The organism is Krasilnikovia cinnamomea (assembly GCF_004217545.1).
Classification (GTDB): Bacteria; Actinomycetota; Actinomycetes; order Mycobacteriales; family Micromonosporaceae; genus Actinoplanes; species Actinoplanes cinnamomeus.
Genome location: NZ_SHKY01000001.1, coordinates 2413349 through 2430773, shown reverse-complemented (window position 1 = coordinate 2430773; position 17425 = coordinate 2413349). Strand labels below are relative to the sequence as shown.

General features: G+C 72.5%; 19 protein-coding genes. 14 read left to right on the top strand and 5 right to left on the bottom strand.

The features are described from left to right. The first annotated feature begins 143 nt into the window (after positions 1-143). Positions 144-902, top strand: a complete 759-nt coding sequence (locus EV385_RS10850) for a phosphoglyceromutase (RefSeq protein ID WP_130509360.1) — start codon at positions 144-146, stop codon at positions 900-902. Positions 903-1047: 145 nt separating this feature from the next. Here EV385_RS10850 and phoU read toward each other — a convergent pair whose 3' ends face one another. Beyond that, the gene (phoU, locus tag EV385_RS10845) at positions 1048-1695 is read right to left on the bottom strand and encodes a phosphate signaling complex protein PhoU (protein WP_130509359.1); all 648 of its coding nucleotides are present in this window, start codon (positions 1693-1695) and stop codon (positions 1048-1050) included. A 196-nt stretch (positions 1696-1891) separates the two neighbouring features. Between phoU and EV385_RS10840 the strand changes: the two genes are divergently transcribed. Both EV385_RS10840 and EV385_RS10835 read left to right on the top strand, forming a co-directional pair. Then, a complete protein-coding gene (locus tag EV385_RS10840; RefSeq protein ID WP_423203034.1) occupies positions 1892-3184 on the top strand; it encodes a sensor histidine kinase in 1293 nt (430 codons plus the stop codon). A gap of 30 nt (positions 3185-3214) precedes the next feature. Then, the gene (locus EV385_RS10835; RefSeq protein WP_130509358.1) at positions 3215-3898 is read left to right on the top strand and encodes a response regulator transcription factor; all 684 of its coding nucleotides are present in this window, start codon (positions 3215-3217) and stop codon (positions 3896-3898) included. On the opposite strand, the gene EV385_RS10830 is transcribed toward EV385_RS10835, so the two are convergent. Continuing rightward, entirely contained in the window at positions 3899-4729 is an 831-nt protein-coding gene (locus EV385_RS10830; protein WP_207229797.1) for a DUF3109 family protein, read from the bottom strand. A gap of 110 nt (positions 4730-4839) precedes the next feature. On the opposite strand from EV385_RS10830, the gene EV385_RS10825 reads away from it, so the two are divergent. Beyond that, positions 4840-5655 carry a sugar phosphate isomerase/epimerase family protein gene (locus EV385_RS10825; RefSeq protein WP_130509357.1) on the top strand — a complete coding sequence of 272 codons (816 nt, stop codon included), beginning with the start codon at positions 4840-4842 and terminating at the stop codon, positions 5653-5655. Between the two features lie 25 nt (positions 5656-5680). On the opposite strand, the gene EV385_RS10820 is transcribed toward EV385_RS10825, so the two are convergent. Next, positions 5681-6241 carry a CGNR zinc finger domain-containing protein gene (locus tag EV385_RS10820; protein ID WP_130509356.1) on the bottom strand — a complete coding sequence of 187 codons (561 nt, stop codon included), beginning with the start codon at positions 6239-6241 and terminating at the stop codon, positions 5681-5683. A gap of 119 nt (positions 6242-6360) precedes the next feature. Between EV385_RS10820 and EV385_RS10815 the strand changes: the two genes are divergently transcribed. The 5 genes from EV385_RS10815 (at position 6361) to EV385_RS10795 (ending at position 10037) form a co-directional block, all read left to right on the top strand. Next, on the top strand, positions 6361-7281 hold the full coding sequence (locus EV385_RS10815) for a proline dehydrogenase family protein (protein ID WP_130509355.1): 921 nt from the start codon (positions 6361-6363) through the stop codon (positions 7279-7281). A gap of 156 nt (positions 7282-7437) precedes the next feature. Further along, the gene (locus EV385_RS10810) at positions 7438-7650 is read left to right on the top strand and encodes a helix-turn-helix domain-containing protein (RefSeq protein ID WP_130509354.1); all 213 of its coding nucleotides are present in this window, start codon (positions 7438-7440) and stop codon (positions 7648-7650) included. Between the two features lie 197 nt (positions 7651-7847). Next, positions 7848-7949, top strand: a complete 102-nt coding sequence (locus EV385_RS10805) for a 30S ribosomal protein bS22 (RefSeq protein WP_007465623.1) — start codon at positions 7848-7850, stop codon at positions 7947-7949. Positions 7950-8019: 70 nt separating this feature from the next. Then, positions 8020-9141: an NAD-dependent epimerase/dehydratase family protein gene (locus EV385_RS10800; protein WP_423203033.1), complete on the top strand. Its 1122-nt coding sequence runs from the start codon at positions 8020-8022 to the stop codon at positions 9139-9141. After that, entirely contained in the window at positions 9138-10037 is a 900-nt protein-coding gene (locus EV385_RS10795; protein ID WP_130509352.1) for a lysophospholipid acyltransferase family protein, read from the top strand. The genes EV385_RS10800 and EV385_RS10795 overlap by 4 nt, the downstream gene beginning before the upstream one ends. Positions 10038-10071: 34 nt before the next feature. Here EV385_RS10795 and EV385_RS10790 read toward each other — a convergent pair whose 3' ends face one another. Together EV385_RS10790 and EV385_RS10785 are read right to left on the bottom strand one after the other, a co-directional pair. Next, positions 10072-11238, bottom strand: a complete 1167-nt coding sequence (locus EV385_RS10790; RefSeq protein WP_242624818.1) for a DUF5667 domain-containing protein — start codon at positions 11236-11238, stop codon at positions 10072-10074. A 178-nt stretch (positions 11239-11416) separates the two neighbouring features. Further along, on the bottom strand, positions 11417-12376 hold the full coding sequence (locus EV385_RS10785) for an ECF subfamily RNA polymerase sigma factor, BldN family (protein ID WP_242624817.1): 960 nt from the start codon (positions 12374-12376) through the stop codon (positions 11417-11419). A 294-nt stretch (positions 12377-12670) separates the two neighbouring features. Here EV385_RS10785 and EV385_RS10780 point away from each other — a divergent pair, with 294 nt between their 5' ends. From EV385_RS10780 to EV385_RS10760, 5 genes are all read left to right on the top strand, one after another. Continuing rightward, on the top strand, positions 12671-14182 hold the full coding sequence (locus tag EV385_RS10780) for an AMP-binding protein (protein ID WP_242624816.1): 1512 nt from the start codon (positions 12671-12673) through the stop codon (positions 14180-14182). Continuing rightward, a complete protein-coding gene (locus EV385_RS10775; protein WP_130509350.1) occupies positions 14179-14436 on the top strand; it encodes a glutaredoxin family protein in 258 nt (85 codons plus the stop codon). The genes EV385_RS10780 and EV385_RS10775 overlap by 4 nt, the downstream gene beginning before the upstream one ends. A 44-nt stretch (positions 14437-14480) precedes the next feature. Next, complete coding sequence (locus tag EV385_RS10770; RefSeq protein WP_130509349.1) at positions 14481-15122, top strand: HAD family hydrolase; 642 nt, start codon at positions 14481-14483, stop codon at positions 15120-15122. Between the two features lie 231 nt (positions 15123-15353). Next, positions 15354-16091, top strand: a complete 738-nt coding sequence (locus EV385_RS10765; RefSeq protein WP_130509348.1) for a redox-sensing transcriptional repressor Rex — start codon at positions 15354-15356, stop codon at positions 16089-16091. Continuing rightward, positions 16088-17404 carry a glutamyl-tRNA reductase gene (locus EV385_RS10760; RefSeq protein WP_130509347.1) on the top strand — a complete coding sequence of 439 codons (1317 nt, stop codon included), beginning with the start codon at positions 16088-16090 and terminating at the stop codon, positions 17402-17404. The genes EV385_RS10765 and EV385_RS10760 overlap by 4 nt, the downstream gene beginning before the upstream one ends. Positions 17405-17425: the final 21 nt, after the last annotated feature.

The window sequence follows — 17425 nt, the reverse complement described above, 5'->3', positions numbered from 1 at the left end:
CCCCCACCCCCGTACTCCCGTAAGCACCGATACGCCATCGCTGCCTTACACGCTATCGGCCGTGATCTTGCCGCGCAGCGGGGTTTCCACGTGGTGGTCGCCACTACCGGGTCCGCGCACGGCCGCAACCGGCCTGGGGCAGGATGACCCTCATGACTGTGGGGACCCTGGTGCTGCTGCGGCACGGCGAAAGCGAATGGAACGCCAAGAACCTCTTCACCGGCTGGGTCGACGTCGACCTGAACGCCAAGGGTGAGACCGAGGCGCGCCGCGGCGGCGAGCTGCTCAAGGAGCACGGGCTGCTGCCCGACGTGGTGCACACGAGTGTGCTGCGCCGCGCGATCCGCACGAGCGAGATCGCGTTGCATGCCGCGGACCGGCACTGGATCCCGGTGCGCCGGTCCTGGCGGCTCAACGAGCGCCACTACGGCGCGCTGCAGGGCAAGAACAAGAAGGAGACGCTGGATGCGTACGGCGAGGAGCAGTTCATGCTCTGGCGCCGCTCGTACGACGTCCCGCCGCCCGCGATCGCGGACGACGACGAGTGGTCGCAGGTCGCCGACCCGCGCTACGCGACCCTGCCGGACGAGCTCAAGCCCCGCACGGAGTGCCTCAAGGACGTGCTGATCCGCGCGCTGCCGTACTGGTACGACCAGATCGTGCCGGATCTGCTCACCGGGCGCACCGTGCTGGTGGCCGCGCACGGCAACTCGCTGCGCGCGGTCGTCAAGCACCTCGACGGCATCTCCGACGAGGCGATCGCGAAGCTGAACATCCCGACCGGCATCCCGCTGCGCTACGACCTCGACGCGGACCTCAAGCCGGTCAGGGCGGGCGGCGAGTACCTCGACCCGGACGCCGCCAAGGAGGCCGCCGCCGCGGTCGCCAACCAGGGCCGCTGAGACACCACGGCCGGGTCGCGTCCCGTTGCGGGAGCGCCCCGGCCGCGGTGTTGGGCGGCCGGGCGGGCGGCGAAACGCGGGCCCGCCCCGGCGGCCCTTTCGGGCGGCGGTCAGCAGCTGACCGTCTCGCCCGTGGAGGGGACCGTCAGTTGGCCACCGTCTCGCCCGTGACCAGGTAGACGACGTGCTCGCCGATGTTCACGGCGTGGTCGGCGTAGCGCTCGTAGAAGCGGCCGAGCAGGGCGCCGTCGATCGCGGTCTCGGCGCCGTACGGCCAGTCCTCGGCCAGCAGTACCGCGAACAGGTCGCGTTCCAGGTCGTCGATCGCGTCGTCGTCCTTCTCCAGCCCGGCGGCGACCTCGGCGTTCGGTTCGGCCAGCAGGTTCGTGATCTTCTCGGCCATCCGGCCGGCCACGTCGGCCATCTGCCGGAAGACCGGCCGCAGCTCGGCGGGGACGGCCGGGGACGGGTGCCGCCGGGCCGCGGTCTTGGCGACGTGCTCGGCTAGGTCACCCATCCGCTCCAGGTCGGCGGAGATGTGCAGGGCCGTGATGACCGTACGCAGGTCGGAGGCGACCGGGGCCTGCCGGGCGATGGTGTCCGACACCAGCGCCTCGATCTGGCGGTACATGTCGTCCACCTCCTCGTCGCGCCCGATGACCGCCTCGGCGGCGGCCCGGTCGGCGGTCAGCAGGGCGGTGGTGGCCTTGGTCAGCGCGGCGCGGACCGCCTCCGACATGGTGACCAGGAGCCGATTGACCTCCATGAGATCGGCATGAAACTCTGCGCGCATCTTCTCGTCCCGGATCTCGGGGCCGCCGCTGTCGACAGGCGGCGGCCTGGGTAGGCCCCACGCTAGGGGTGCGGTGCGGCGCGGACGTGAACGGCGGTGAACGAAGCCGGGCGGGCCGGTGAACATTCCCTGACCGGTGCCGGATTTGTCCAAATTTTCTGACGGGTCAGGTAAACAATGACCCTACGATCGCTGCGTGGACTGGGTGTACCGCGTCGGCCTCCTCCTCGCCGCACTCGCCTTCGGGGTGGCGGCGGGGATGCTGCTCGCCCGCGGCCGCCGGTCCGCCCGAGCGACCGCCGGGACGGGCGGCGCGGACGACCCGCGAGGAGGACGTGCCGTCGACATGGACGAAGGGCAGCCGCAGGGCAAGACCGGCCTCAAGGGGCTGGGCCGCCGGAGCCTCGACTCGCTGCGGGTCGGGGTGGTGGTGCTCGACGCGGACGACGAGCCCGTACTGGTCAATCCCGCCGCCCGGGCGATGGGCCTGCTGCGCTCCGGCGGGGCGCCGGGCACGATCGCGGCCCACCCCATTCTGCGTACGCTGGCCGGCCAGGTCCGGCGCACCGGCGTGCGCCGCGAGGTCGAGCTCGACCTGCCGCGGGGCCGCGCGGGCGGCGCGTCGGCGCCGCTCGGGCTGCACCTGCGCGCCGTGGCCCTCAACGCCACACACGTCGCGGTCGAGGCCGCGGACGTGACCGAGTCGCACCGCCTCGCCCGGGTCCGGCGCGACTTCGTGGCCAACGTCAGCCACGAGCTCAAGACCCCGATCGGCGCGCTGCAACTGCTGGCCGAGGCCCTGCTGGACGCCACCGAGCTGCCCGAACCCGCGCCGGACGCGCAGAGCGAGGACCTGCTGGCCGCCCGGCGCTTCGCCGAGCGCATCCACCACGAGTCCGCCCGGATGGGACGGCTCGTCAACGAGCTGCTCGAACTCACCCGGCTGCAGGGCGCCGAGCCGCTGCCCACCCCCGAACCGGTGGCCCTGGACTGGGTGATCGCCGAGGTGATCGACCGGACCCGCACCACGGCCTCGGCCAAGGGCATCGACGTCGAATACACCGGCCCCAAGGGCGCCACCGTGTACGGCAGCGACAGCCAGATCGCCACCGCCGTGACCAACCTGGTCGAGAACGCCATCGCGTACTCGGGGGAGGACACCAAGGTGTCGCTGGCCGTGCGGCCGGGCGACGACTGGATCGAGATCGACGTGGCCGACGAGGGGATCGGCATCGCCCCGCACGACCTCGACCGGATCTTCGAACGGTTCTACCGTGCCGATCAGGCCCGCTCCCGCGCCACCGGCGGCACCGGCCTCGGTCTGGCCATCGTCAAGCACATCGCCACCAACCACGGTGGCCGCGTCGACGTCTCCAGCACACTGGGCGGTGGCTCGACGTTCACCTTGCGCCTACCCGCGCGACCCCCGGAGTCCCCGCTGCCGTTACCCGCGGCGACTGAGATCGAGTCCGGTGCGACGGGCCGCTGACCCCGCCACCGACTGACGGAAGGAACCGCTTTGGCCCGCGTGCTCGTGGTCGAGGACGAGGAATCGTTCTCCGACGCCCTGTCGTACATGCTGCGCAAAGAAGGGTTCGAGGTGTCGGTCGCGCCGACCGGGACCTCGGCGCTGACGCAGTTCGACCGGACCGGGGCCGACATCGTGCTGCTCGACCTGATGCTGCCCGAGATGTCCGGCACCGAGGTCTGCCGTCAACTGCGGCAGCGCTCCGCCGTACCCATCATCATGGTCACCGCGCGGGACAGTGAGATCGACAAGGTGGTCGGCCTGGAGATCGGCGCCGACGACTACGTCACCAAGCCGTACTCGCCGCGCGAACTGGTCGCCCGGATCCGGGCCGTGCTGCGCCGGCACGGCAGCGAGGCGGCGGAGGTCAGCACCCCGACCCTGGCGGCCGGACCGGTCCGGATGGACGTCGAACGGCACGTGGTCACGGTCGACGGCTCCTCGGTGCAGCTACCGCTGAAGGAGTTCGAGCTGCTGGAGCTGCTGCTGCGCAACGCGGGCCGGGTGCTGACCCGGGGCCAGCTCATCGACCGGGTGTGGGGCGCCGACTACGTGGGCGACACCAAGACCCTGGACGTGCACGTCAAGCGGCTGCGGTCCAAGGTGGAACCGGAGCCCAGCGCGCCGCGCTACATCGTGACCGTGCGCGGCCTGGGCTACAAGTTCGAGCCCTGATCAGCCTCGTTTGCGCAGGCGTGCCGCGGCCGTGGTGGCCGGGTGCACCGCCACCAGGCCCGTCTTGAGGCGGGCCTCGCACAGCTCGGCCAGCTTGGTGTACGCCTCGTCGCCGACCAGCGCCGCCAGCTCGGCCGCGTAGCTGCGGAACATCGGTTCCGTCCCGACGTGGGCGTCCGGGGAGGACGTGCACCACCAGTCGAGGTCGTGGCCGCCGGGGCCCCAGCCGCGCCGGTCGAACTCCGCCAGCGTGCTCTGCAGCACCTTGGTGCCGTCGGGGCGCTTGATCCAGTCCTGCTCGCGGCGCACCGGCAGCTGCCAGCACACGTCGGGCTTGTAGGTGAGCGGATGCCGGCCGTCGCGCAGGGCCTGGGCGTGCAGGGCGCACCCGCCGCCGCCGGGGAAGTCCGGGTCGTTGAGGAAGACGCACGGCCCGTCGTCGGGCTGGGTCGCGGTACGCCGGGACGGCTTGGTCCCGTCGACCGTGTCCATTTCGGTGTAGTTCTTGAAGCCCCGCCGGTAGTGCTGCCAGGTCTGCGGGGTGAGCTTGGCGGCGGCGGCCTTGATCCGGTGCTCGTCGTCGGCGTCGGTGAAGAAGGCGCCGTGCGAGCAGCAGCCCTCCCGCGCGCGTCCGGCGATGATGCCGTGGCAGGCGGAGCCGAACACGCACGTCCAGCGCGACAGCAGCCAGGTCAGGTCGGCGCGCACGACATGCTGCTCGTCGGCGGGGTCGACGAATTCGATCCACTCGCGAGGGAAGTCGAGCTCGACCTCACGATCGCGCGCGGCCTCGGAATCCAGGGTGATGCGTACGGGGGTCTTGCGGCTCACCCCTGACAGCGTACGCGGGGGTGAATCCGGGTGCGGGATGTCGACCTGTTTGACGGGTTATGTCCTGATCGACTCCGGAGCGGCGCGCGTCGCGGGTCTACCCTGGTCCCGTGGCCTTCCGCGTCCCCGTGCTCCTGTCCAGTTCCTCGGTGTTCCCCGAACCCACCGCGGCCGCCTTCGAGATGGCGGCCACCGTCGGCTACGACGGTCTCGAGGTCATGGTGTGGACCGACGCCGTCAGCCAGGACGCCGGCGCGCTGCAGGGCCTGGCCGACCACTACGGCGTCCCGGTGCTCTCGGTCCACGCCCCCTGCCTGCTCGTCACCCAGCGGGTGTGGAGCCCCGACCCGTGGGAGCGGCTGAACCGGGCCGCCCAGCTGGCCGAGACCCTCGGCGCCCCGACCGTGGTGGTGCACCCGCCGTTCACCTGGCAGCGCGACTACGCCCGCGGCTTCGCGGCCGGCCTGGCCAAGGTGCAGGCCCGGCACCCCGACACGACCTTCGCGATCGAGAACATGTACCCCGTGCGGATGGCCGGGCGGACCTTCGTGCCGTACGTGCCGGGCTGGGACCCCACCGAGGCCGGGTACGACGCGTACACGCTCGACCTGTCGCACTGCGCGGCGGCCCGCGGCGACGCGATGGAGATGGCCGAGCGGATGGGCGCGGGCCTCAAGCACGTGCACCTCGGCGACGGGACCGGCGAGGGGCGCGACGAGCATCTCGTGCCCGGCCGGGGTGCCCAGCCCTGCGCGGAACTGCTGCGTTCGCTGGCGCCGCGCGGATTCCGGGGCTCGGTCGCCCTGGAGGTCTCCACCCGCAAGGTCACCAGCCGGGCCGTCCGCGAGGCGGATCTGCGCGAATCCCTGGAATTCGCCCGTCGCCACCTGGCGGCCGCCGACTCCCCGGCCCCGCTGCCGAGCTGATCCCGGCGTCAGGGCGGCGAGGGCGTCAGACCGTGGCCCCGGCGTCGGCCGGGGAAAGGGTCATGGTGGCGGCGCGTTTGCGGGCGCGGTGCGCGGCCACGTGGGAACGGGTGGCGCAGCGCTCCGAACAGAACCGGCGGCAGTTGTTCGACGACGTGTCGAGGTAGACGTTGCCGCAGCGGTCGTCGGCGCAGATGCCGAAGCGGGCGCTGCCGTACTCGCACAGCCAGACCGACAGGCCCCACACCGCGCCGGCCAGGAACTCCGCGCTGACCGAGGCACCACGGCTGGTGACGTGCATGTGCCAGTCATGGGCGTCGTGCCCGGAGATGCGCGGCTGCACCGGGAACGCCTCCAGCAACGCGTTCAGCTCCGTCACGGCTTCGGCGTCCCGGCCGGAGGTGCCGTACTCGAAGATGTCGCGCAGGCGGCGCTGCGCACGGCGGAAGACCGGCAGGTCCTTCTCCACGACCTCGTCGCACATCCAGGCCTGGTCCTCGGTGAACAGGGTGCGAAGCCCCTCGAAGTCGTCCAGCCCGGCGTTGACGAGATCCACGGCAGTGCGCGCGTACGCGTCGAAGTTCACCCGTCAACCGTAGCCAATGCGAGCCCGTCGCCGCCGCGTCCGAATGGGCACGACCGGGCGCGCCCGTGGTGGTGACCGTTGGCCGCAGGCACCGGGCAGGTGGGCGATACGCTCGGCCCATGCTCCGATCCGTCATCCTCGCCGCCGCCGGTTCCGCCCGGATGGAGCGGTTCGTCGCCAACGCCCCCATCAGTAAGAACATCGTCCACCGGTTCGTCGCGGGTGACGGCACCGAGGACGCCCTGCGGGTCAGCCGCGAACTCGCGGACGACGGCCTGGCGGTCAGTCTCGACCACCTGGGCGAGGACACCCTCACCGCCGAGCAGGCGGAGGCGACCAAGGATGAGTACCTGCGGCTGCTGGGCCGGCTGAAGGAGACCGGCCTGACGCCGGCGACCGAGGTCAGCGTGAAGCTGTCGGCGCTGGGGCAGAAGGTCGATGACCGTACGGCGTACGAGCACGCGCGGGCGATCTGCGCGGCGGCGGCCGACGCGGGCACCACCGTGACGCTGGACATGGAGGATCACACCACCACGGACTCGACCCTGGAGATCCTGGCCGAGTTGCGCAAGGACCACCCGGCGACCGGTGCGGTGCTGCAGGCGTACCTGCGGCGCACCGAGGGGGACTGCCGGGAACTGGCGGCCAGCGGGTCGCGGGTGCGGCTGTGCAAGGGCGCGTACGCGGAGCCCGAGTCGGTGGCGTTCCAGTCGGCGCTGGACGTGGACAAGTCGTACGTGCGCTGCCTCAACATCCTGATGGCCGGCGAGGGTTACCCGATGCTGGCGACCCACGACCCCCGGCTGATCGCGATCACCGAGGACCGGGCCCGCTGGTTCGACCGCGACCCGTCCGAGTTCGAGATCCAGATGCTGTACGGCGTGCGCCCCGACGAGCAGGCCCGGCTGGCCGCCGCGGGCTACACCGTGCGCGTGTACGTCCCGTACGGGGACCAGTGGTACGGCTACCTGATGCGCCGGCTGGCCGAGCGCCCGGCGAACCTGGCGTTCTTCGGCCGGGCCCTGGCGTCCCGCAAGTAGCGCGGAAATAACCAATTCGGGGGAAATGCCACGAATCCCCTGCGTGTCGCCTTGACTTTTTGGTGGCGTTTTCACGGAACGTATCGCCCTGGTCACAGCCGTCTCGATACCGTACTGATGACACGCACGTCGGCGCGAAGGGATCGGTGCGAGGAGATGACGGGACCAGCCCAGTCCGAGGAACGTCTCTCGGAGGTGCGCTTCCTGACCGTGGCCGAGGTGGCCGCTCTCATGCGGGTCTCCAAGATGACCGTCTATCGCCTGGTTCACGGTGGCGACCTCACCGCCGTACGGGTCGGCCGCTCGTTCCGCGTGCCGGAACACGCAGTACATGAGTATCTGCGCGGGGCGTTCAGTCAGAGTGCCTGACGGCGTGGCGGGGGCCCTGTTGGTCCGGGCGCGGCCGGGCCGCTACGCTGGAGCGGCTGGTTCCCAGGTCGTCGTGCGCGCGTGCGGCGTAGGTCACCGCCCTGTGCCGGGCCTGGGCAGCGGTCCAGTTCGGAGGCCGGACGCGTCTACGTGCGCGGTCCGCTCCGACCCCTACATGGTTTCGAGAGGCTTGTCGTATGGGCTCCGTGGTCAAGAAGCGCCGCAAGCGTATGGCGAAGAAGAAGCACCGTAAGCTGCTGCGCAAGACCCGCGTCCAGCGTCGCCGTCTCGGCAAGTGACCCCCGGCCGGGCCGTAGGCCCGGCCGCGTCACCCGCCCCACCGCCGCCGACCCCCGAAGGGCATACGTGGTGACGTCTTCCACCCCGGACGCGCCGCGGGTCGTCGTGGTCACCGGGGTCAGCCGCCTACTCGGCGCCCACGTGGCGTCGCGGCTCGCCGCCGACCCCCGGGTCGAACGCGTCATCGGCCTGGATCCGCAGACCCCGCCACCGGCCTTCGCGAGCCTGCTGGGGGACGTCGAGCTGATCCGGGCCGACGCGCGGGCCGCCACCGGCGCGCTCGCCGACCTCGGTGCCGAGGGGCTCGTCCACCTCGCCATCAACGGCGCGCCCGACCCCCAGCACGGCGGCCGCGCGGCGATGAAGGAACAGAACGTCATCGGCACCATGCAGCTGCTGGCCGCCGCCCAGGGCGCCACCCGGCTGCGCAAGCTCGTGGTCCGCTCGTCGACCGCCGCGTACGGCGCGTCGTTCCGCGACCCGGCCGTATTCACCGAGGACACGGAGCCGCGCGCGGTGCCGCGCGGCTCGTTCGCCCGCGACATCCTCGACATCGAGGGGTACGTGCGCGGCTTCCGCCGCCGCCGCCCCGAGGTGACCGCCACGGTGCTGCGGTTCGCGCCGTTCATCAGCTCCACCGCCGAGACCAGCCTGACCCGGTACTTCGCCCAGGCCGTCGTGCCCACGGTGCTGGGCCGCGACGCCCGCCTGCAGTTCGTGCACGTCGACGACGCGCTGGAGGTCCTGCACCGGGCGGTCATCGAGGACCATCCGGGCACCTTCAACGTGGCGGGCGCCGGGGTGCTCAACCTGTCCCAGGCCGTACGCCGGGCCGGCCGGATCTCGGTGCCGTTGCCCGAGTCCACCCTCTCCTCGCTCGGCGGGGTCGCCCGGGCGGTCGGCATCGGGCAGATCGGGCTGGATCAGATCGACCTGTTCGTCCACGGCCGGGTGGTGGACACGGCCCGGCTGGTCCGCGAGTTCGGCTTCACGCCCCGCACCACCGCGGCCGCGTTCGACGACTTCATCCGGGGCCACATGGGTGGCTCCTCGCTCACTGCGGACCGGCTGGCCATGGCCGAGCGCGCCATCCTCGACGGGATCCGCCGGGTCCGCGAGGCCGCCGCGCGGCGACCGGCCGTCGAGGCGGGTCCGCCCGATACCGCGGTGGGGGTGGGGGAGCAGCAATGACCCTGGACGAGAACACGCCACCCGGCCCGGACGAGTCCCGCCCGCGGGACATGGTCGACGTGTGGGACCAGCGGGTCGCGAGCGGCCTGGCCTTCCTGCGCCGACGGCTGGCCGGGGCGTACGAGGTCGACGATTTCGGCTTCGACCCCGAGCTGACCGACACGGTCTTCTACCCGATGCTGCGGCTCCTGTACCGGGACTGGTTCCGTACCGAGGTGTTCGGCGTCGAGAACGTGCCGGACGACGGCGGTGGCCTGGTGGTCGGCAACCACTCCGGGACGATCGCGCTGGACGCGCTGATGCTGTCCGTGGCGCTGCGCGACCACACCCCGGCCGGACGCCACCTGCGGCTGCTCGGCGCGGACCTGGTGTTCAGCGTCCCGGTGATGTCCGAGCTGGCCCGCAAGGCCGGGGCGACCGTGGCGTGCAACCCCGACGCCGAGCGGCTGATGCGCACGGGCGAGATGGTCGGTGTCTTTCCCGAGGGCTTCAAGGGGATCGGCAAGCGCTTCTCGGAGCGGTACAAGCTGCAGCGCTTCGGCCGGGGCGGCTTCGTCTCCGCCGCGCTGCGCACCGGCACCCCGATCATCCCGGTCGCGATCGTCGGGGCCGAGGAGATCTACCCGATCCTGGCCGACTTCAAGCCGCTGGCCCGCCTGCTCGGGATCCCGTACTTTCCGGTCACCCCGACCTTCCCGTGGCTGGGGCCGCTGGGGCTGGTGCCGCTGCCCAGCAAATGGCTGATCCAGTTCTGCCCGCCGATTCCGACCGCGCACCTGCGCGACTCCGCCGACGATCCGATGGTGGTCTACAACCTCGCGGACCAGGTGCGCGAGACCATCCAGGCCACGCTGTACGCGCTGCTCGAAAAGCGGCCGGACCCCTTCGGCCTGTAGCCGTCCAGGGATCCGGCCGCCGCCGGGCGCGAGCTCAGGCGCTGGCGCCGAAGATGCCGTTCAGGAGACCGCCGAGCAGCCCCTGGTCGCCTTCGGCACCGTCCTGGGATCCGGTGGACGGTGCCGCGGAGGCCGTCGGTGCGTGGTCGTCGTCGGTCTCCGCCGTGCCGGGCGGTACCGCGTCCGCGTTCAGCTGCCGGTCCGGGGCCGGTTCGGTCGCGGTGGGTTCCGGCTTCGCCTTCGAGGTGTCCTTCTCGGCGGCGGTGGCGGGCTTGCCGGGCTTCTCGGAGCGGCCCGGCTCCTCCCGCTCGGTCGCGGTGTTCGTCCCGGCCGGGCAGTCCTGCAGCTTCGGGCCCAGGGAGTCCGTTCCGTCCGGGATGGGGGGGTCGCAGGCCAGGCCGGCCTTCAGGTCCTTGGCGCGCTGCAGGACGTCGTCGAGCAGGTCCAGGGAGGTGATCGCCCGGGCCCGGTTGGCCTGGTTCAGCCCGTCCAGGACGGTGGTGAGGGTCCGCTGCTGACCGACCGCGAACGACTCGATCGTGGCCAGTGGCCCGTCGTCCTGCCGGGCGACGGCCGCCGAGGCGAGCAGCCGCACTCCCGTGCGGGTGTCCGCGTCCATGTCGTCTAGAACCTGGCCGAAGCGGGTGCTGTCCCCCATCGCGGCGGCCTCGGCCAGCCGGTTGCGGGCGAAGTCCAGCCAGAGCTGGCCGCGGGTCAGGTCGGAGCCGGCCATGGCCAGCTGGGCGCGCTCGGTGGAGCGCTTGACGCCGTACAGGGCGTCGCCGGGGGCCGCGTTGTCGCTGGCCGCGGAGATGCCGGAGACCGCCATCGCGCCGGCCGCGACCCCGATGACGATGGCGCCCCGGGCCCGGAACCGGCGGGCCGTGCCGACCCGCAGAGTGCCGAAGCCGGATTCGGCGGCGCCGGTGGGCGCCGACGTGGCGTCCGTGGCCGCCGCGCTGCGGCCGATCCCGTCGCGTTCCGCCGTGGCGACCAGCATGGCGCGCAGGCCGACCCGGAACTCGGGATCGACCTGAACGCCGGGCCGGACCGCGGCGAGGCTGTGACCGATCGCGACCATTCCCGCGAGCTGCTCGTCAGCCTGGGCACGGGCGTGGTGCCGACGCCCGCCGGTCGTCTCGTCGAGAAGCTCCGCGAAGCGCTCGGCACTGCGGCGGTCGAGGAAATCGAAGTTCACCACGGGCACCTCCCTTCGCTCGTGATTCTGTCGTCGGCTCCGTTGCCGGCGGTCGCGACGTAGGAGCGGGACTTGCGGTCCAACGCGGGTCGCACCCGGTCAAACGCGCGGTGGGCGCGTACGGTTACGGGTCGGGGACTGTCGGCGGGTGGTGTGGAGATCGACATCGGGAAAAGCGTCGTCACCACTGGAACCCTTCGGGCAGCAGCCGGGCGAGCGCCCGGACGGCCCGGTACTGCAGGGCCTTGATGGCGCCCTCGTTCTTGCCCATGGTCTGCGCCGTTTCGGCCACGCTGAAGCCCTGCAGGAAGCGCAGCACGATGCACTCCTGCTGTTCGGGGTTGAGCTGCTTGACCGCGGTGAGCAGGGCGACGTTGGTGATGTGGTCCACGACGGCCGCTTCCGGGCTGCCCTCGGGGCCCCGGTCCTCGCGGTCGGCGTCCAGGACGTCGCCGGTGGTCACCTCCAGGCGGTACCGGCCGGACTTGAAGTGGTCCGCGACCAGGTTCCGGGCGATCGTGACCAGCCAGGCGCCGAGGTCGCGGCCCTGCCAGGTGAAGCTGCCGATGCGCTTGAGGGCGCGCAGGAACGTGTCCGAGGTGAGGTCCTCGGCGAGCTGGCGGTTACCGACCCGGAAGTAGACGAAGCGGAACACCGTGTCGACGTACCGGTCGTAGATCAGGCCGAACGCCTCGGCGTCGCCCTCCTTCGCCCGCTCGACCAGCGCCCACACCTCGGCGGCCGCGTCGCTGGGATCCGGGCGGGCCGGATACCTCGGTGGCTCGGTCTCGGCCGGCGGCCCGGTGGTGCTCTGCGTGGGTACCACCACCCCGGTGTCGCCGTCGGCCGTCGCGGTCTCGCCGGGCCGGTGCCCGGGGCCGGGCTGGGCCGGCATCGGGGGGCGGCCCGGTACGACCACCCGGCCCGCGACCGGCTTGACGTTGCCGGTGGGCGGCAGGTGCTGGCCGGGTGACTGGTTGAGTGGCGGGCGGTTGGGTGCCCGCCGGGTGCCGTCCCCACGGATCGCGTGCGCGATCATCCCGTCCACGCTGCGCCGCAGGGCGGTCAGGCCCTCGGTGAGCGCGAGGCGTGCGGCGAACACGTCACGGCGGTACGGGTCGCCGGCGTACACCTGGCTCACTGCGCCTCCTAGTCCGGCAAATCGATCAAATCACAACAAAAGGGGTGGGGCCGTCCCGCAAACCTGCCGGGCCGGCCTCACCCACCGGTGTGGAGTCCGTTACACGAGTGGGAAGTGTTACGGACCTTGGACACTCGGAGTCGCACACCGTGTGCGCCGAGCGAGATTATCCCGAAGTGGCACACACCGGACGTCAGGAACTTTGTGTCATCATGTCGGGCACGGTTGAGGCGGAGGACGGACACCGCGTCCGTGGCACCCGTTCGGGTGGCCGATGTGCCAGACTCGGGCCTCGTGCAGGACGATGCTCACGACCCCGTACGCGCGGCCGCCGCGCGCCGTCCCGACGGCCCGGCTCTGATCGCGGGCGAGGCGACGCTGACCTGGCAGGAGCTCGACGCGCGCGTCGACGAGGCGGCCCGCCGCCTGTGGGCGCTGTGCCCGCGCCCGGGCGCCCGGGTGGCCCTCGTCCTGGGCAACACCCTCGACTTCGCGGTCACCTTCTACGGCGTGCTGCGGGCGGGCCTGGTCGCCGTGCCGCTCAACCCGGGCTACACCGACGACGAGCTGACGTACGCGCTCGGCGACGCCGGGGCTGCCGTGGTGGTCGCCGAGCAGGCGGTGCGCGACCGGCTGTCGGGCGACGCGGTGGTCGTACCCCCGGAACTGCCCGCCGCGGACGGACCCGGCGCCGCTCCCGCCACGCCCCGGGCCGACGAGGTCGCGGTGCTGCTCTACACCTCCGGCACGAGCGGGCGGCCGAAGGGCGCCATGCTCAGCCACGCCGCGCTGGCCGCCAACCACCACCAGCTCGACCGGATCGACCCGCCCGTCGTCGGGCCGGACGACGTCGTGCTGCTGGCCGTGCCGCTGTTCCACGCCTACGGGCTGAACACCGGACTGGGCACGGTCGCGCACCACGGGGCGTGCGGGGTGCTGGTGGACAAGTTCGACCCGGCCGGATCGCTCGCCACGATCGCCCGGCACGGCGTCACCGTGACCCTCGGCGTCCCGTCCATGTACGCGGCCTGGTCCCGCCACCCGGAGGCGCCGCAGGTGCTGGCCGGGCTGCGGGCCGCCGTGTGTGGCGCCGCCCCGCTCGACCCGGCCGACGCGGCGCGGTTCCAGGACGCCTCCGGCGTCCGGATCATCGTGGGGTACGGGCTCACCGAGACCGCGCCGGTGCTCACCACCACGGCCGTCGGCACCCGGCACAAGACCGGCTCGATCGGGCGGCCGCTGCCCGGGGTCTCGCTGCTGCTGCGCACCGCCGACGGGGCGGTGCTGTGGCGCGACGGCACCGCGTCGGTCGACGAGGACCTCGCCGAACTGGACCTCGCGGTCGCCGACTCGGCCGGCACCGACCCCGGCGAGATCGTGGTGCGCGGACCCAACCTGTTCGCCGGGTACTGGCCCGACGGGCACGGCGGCCCGGACGCCGACGGCTGGTGGGGCACCGGCGACGTCGCATACGCCGACAGCGAGGGTGATCTCGTGCTGGTCGACCGGATCGGCGAACTGATCCTGGTCAACGGCTTCAACGTCTACCCGGCGGAGATCGAGCGGGTGCTGGCCCAGCATCCGGCGGTGGCCGAGGCGGCCGTGATCGCGGCGCCGGACCCGGAGACCGGCCAGGCGCCGCACGCGTTCGTCGTGCCCGCCGCCGACCCGCCGCCGACCGCCGAGGAGCTGCGGGAGCACTGCGCGCGGTGGCTGGCCCGGTTCAAGCTGCCGAAGGCCATCGACCTGGTCGCCGAGCTGCCGCACTCCCCGATCGGCAAGGTCCGTAAGAGTGCCCTCTCATGAGTCGGCTGACGTTGATCAGCCGGGACGGCTGCCATCTGTGTGAGGTCGCCGAGCAGGTGCTCGACCGGATCGCGGCGGACACCGGGCAGACGTGGACCCGGGTGGACGTGGACAGCTCGATCGAGCTGGAACGCGACTACGGCGACCGGGTACCGGTGCTGCTGCTGGACGGCCGCGAACACGGCTACTGGCGGGTGGAGGAGGCCCGGCTGCGCCGCGATCTGGCCCGCGCGCCCGGGGCGCCCCCGCTGTGAAAATCACGTCGGTGGTTGTCGCAGGCGGCCGTTAAGGTCGTCGGGTGGCGCGCAAACACCTGGTCTGGGACTGGAACGGCACCCTGCTCGACGACCTGCACCTCGTGGTCAGCTCGACCAACCACGCGTTCGCGGCGATGGGCGGGCGCAGCGTCGACTCCGACGAGCACCGGCGCCGGTTCCGCCGCCCGGTCGCCGAGTTCTACGCCGAGATCCTGGAGCGGGCCGTCGACGCCGAGGAGTTCGGCCACCTCGACCGGATCTTCCACGAGGCGTACCGGCTGGGGCTGACCACGGCGTCGCTGGCCGCGGACGCGCAGGCCGCGCTGACCACCTGGCCCGGCACCCAGTCGCTGCTGTCCATGTGGTTCCACGAAGAGCTGGTCCCCGCGATCGAGACGTACGGGCTGGCCGGGGTCTTCGCCCGGGTCGACGGGCTGCGCACCGAGGTCGGTGGCGACCTGAAGGCGGGCCACCTGGCGCGGCACCTGGCCGAGCTGGGGGTCGCCGGCACCGACGTGGTGCTGATCGGCGACTCGCTCGACGACGCCAGCGCCGCGCAGTCCGTGGGTGGCGTCGCGGTGCTGTACACCGGGGGCTTCACCGACCCGGTGCGGCTGCGGGCGTCGGGCCTGCCCGTGGCGGACACGCTGGTGGAGGCCGTGGACATCGCCCGGGGGTTGTGACACCCGTCGGCGAAGTGGCCGATCGGCCCGCCCGGGGGCCATACTCGAACGCGTCGGCGGTGACTAGCACGCCGACCCGACGTTTGTCCAGTTCTCCTAGCAAGATCGCGATTTGTGCACGCCTTCACAAGCGCCTACTGTGTGAGTCCGGCGGGCCCCGCTACCACAGCCACGTCCGGTAGGTCTGCAGGGGTTCGCCGCAGGTTCGCCACCTCGTCGGCACGGAGTCAGATGAGCCAGCAGCGGCACGGAAGCACACCCGGCAACGCCGGCGCCGTCCCCGCCTTCCCGGATCTGCCGGAGGCGACGATCGCGCGGCTCCCGGAGTACCTTCGCGCGCTGCACCACCTCGCCGAGACCGGCGCCGACACCATCTCCTCCGAGGGCCTCGCCGCCGCCGCCGGGGTCAACTCGGCGAAACTCCGCAAGGACCTGTCCCACCTCGGCTCGTACGGCACCCGCGGGGTCGGCTACGACGTCGCCCTGCTGGTCGACCAGATCGAATACATCCTCGGCCTCGACCAGCGCCGCGCCGTCTGCCTCGTCGGGGTCGGCAACCTCGGCCACGCCCTCGCCGGGTACGCGGGCTTCGCCAGCCGCGGCTTCCGCATCGTCGCCCTCTTCGACGCCGACCCCGCCCGGGTCGGCGAGCAGATCAACGGCCTCACCGTCCGGCACTTCGACGAGCTGCCCCGCGTCGCCGCCGCCGAGGCCCTCGCGATCGGCGTGATCGCCACCCCGGCCAACGCCGCCCAGGCGGTCGCCGACGGCCTCGTCGCCGCCGGGGTCACCAGCATCCTGAACTTCGCGCCGTGCGTGCTGTCGGTGCCGCCGGGAGTCGACGTCCGCAAGGTCGACCTCGCCATCGAGCTGCAGATCCTCTCTTTCCACGAGCACCGCAAGGCCTCGCTCACCGCCCTGCCCGGCGGCCGCGAGAACGCCGGCGGGCAGGAGGCGGTCGGGTCGTGAACCTCCTCAGCGTCGGTGCCTCCTACCGCACCGCGGGCGTCGGCACGCTCGAACAGCTGGCCATCGCCGAGTCCGCCATCCCCGCGGTGCTGCAGCGGCTGGTCGCCCAGCCGTACATCGGCGAGGCCGTCGTGCTGTCCACCTGCAACCGGGTCGAGGTGTACGCGGCGGTCACCGGCTTCCACGGCGGCCTCGGCGACGTCTGCAACGTGGTTGCCGAACAATCCGGCGTCGCCGCGGGCGATCTCGCCGGGCATCTGTACGTGCACTACGACGAGGCCGCCGTCCAGCACCTGTTCCGGGTCTCGTCCGGCCTGGACTCCATGGTGGTGGGCGAGTCGCAGATCCTCGGGCAGCTGCGTGACGCGTACCACGCGGCGACCGAGGCGGACACCGCCGGACGCCTGCTCCACGAGCTCATGCAGCAGGCGCTGCGGGTCGGTAAGCGGGCGCACGCCGAGACCGGCATCGACCGCGCCGGGCAGAGCGTCGTCACCGCCGCCCTCGACCTCGCCGCCGATCACTTCCCGGACGGGGTCGCGGGCCGCACCGCGCTCATTGTCGGCGCCGGGGCGATGGGCGCGCTGTCGCTGGCCACCCTCACCCGCGCCGGTGTCGGACCACTGCGAATCACCAACCGCAGCGCGGCGCGCGCCGACCGGCTGGCCGAGGCGTACGGCGCCACCGGAGTTCCGTACGCGGAGCTCGACGCCGCCCTCGCCGACGTCGACATCGTGGTGACCGCCACCGCCGCACCCGACCCGGTGCTGACCCGCGAGCGCCTCGCCGCCGTCCTGGAACGCCGTACGGGCAGCCAGCCGCTGGTCGTGCTCGACCTGGCCGTCCCCCGCGATGTCGCGCCCGACGCCGCCGAGCTGACCGGCGTCGTGGTCATCGACATCGACGGGCTGGCCAGCAGCCGCCGTACCCCGCCCGCCGCCGCCGAGACCGCCGCCGTCGAGCAGATCGTCGCCGCCGAGGTCGAGCACTTCCTCGGCTGGCTGCGCGGCGCCGACATCGCACCGACCGTGGCCGCCCTGCGCACCCGCGCCGACGAGGTGGTCGCCGCCGAACTGGGCAAGCTGACCTCGCGGCGGCCCGAATTCACCGCCGAGCAGCGCGCCGACGTGTCCCGTACGCTGCACCGGGTCGTGCAGCAGTTGTTGCACTCGCCTACCGTGCGGGTGCGCCAGCTGGCCGCCGAGCCCGGCGGTGACCAGTACGCGGCGCTGCTGCGCGAGCTGTTCGACCTGGACGTGCCGCTGGCCACCCAGGCCGATGCCGTACCCGAGATCGGGGGGACTCGCGCATGATCGAGCGCACCGAGCGCAGCG

Excerpts from the sequence above, each read along its gene's own strand:
- EV385_RS10850 (WP_130509360.1), top strand. The coding sequence starts at position 144 with ATGACCCTCATGACTGTGGGGACCCTGGTGCTGCTGCGGCACGGCGAA.
- phoU (WP_130509359.1), bottom strand. The coding sequence starts at position 1,695 with ATGCGCGCAGAGTTTCATGCCGATCTCATGGAGGTCAATCGGCTCCTG.
- EV385_RS10815 (WP_130509355.1), top strand. The coding sequence starts at position 6,361 with ATGCTCCGATCCGTCATCCTCGCCGCCGCCGGTTCCGCCCGGATGGAG.
- EV385_RS10810 (WP_130509354.1), top strand. The coding sequence starts at position 7,438 with ATGACGGGACCAGCCCAGTCCGAGGAACGTCTCTCGGAGGTGCGCTTC.
- EV385_RS10805 (WP_007465623.1), top strand. The coding sequence starts at position 7,848 with ATGGGCTCCGTGGTCAAGAAGCGCCGCAAGCGTATGGCGAAGAAGAAG.
- EV385_RS10795 (WP_130509352.1), top strand. The coding sequence starts at position 9,138 with ATGACCCTGGACGAGAACACGCCACCCGGCCCGGACGAGTCCCGCCCG.
- EV385_RS10775 (WP_130509350.1), top strand. The coding sequence starts at position 14,179 with ATGAGTCGGCTGACGTTGATCAGCCGGGACGGCTGCCATCTGTGTGAG.
- EV385_RS10765 (WP_130509348.1), top strand. The coding sequence starts at position 15,354 with ATGAGCCAGCAGCGGCACGGAAGCACACCCGGCAACGCCGGCGCCGTC.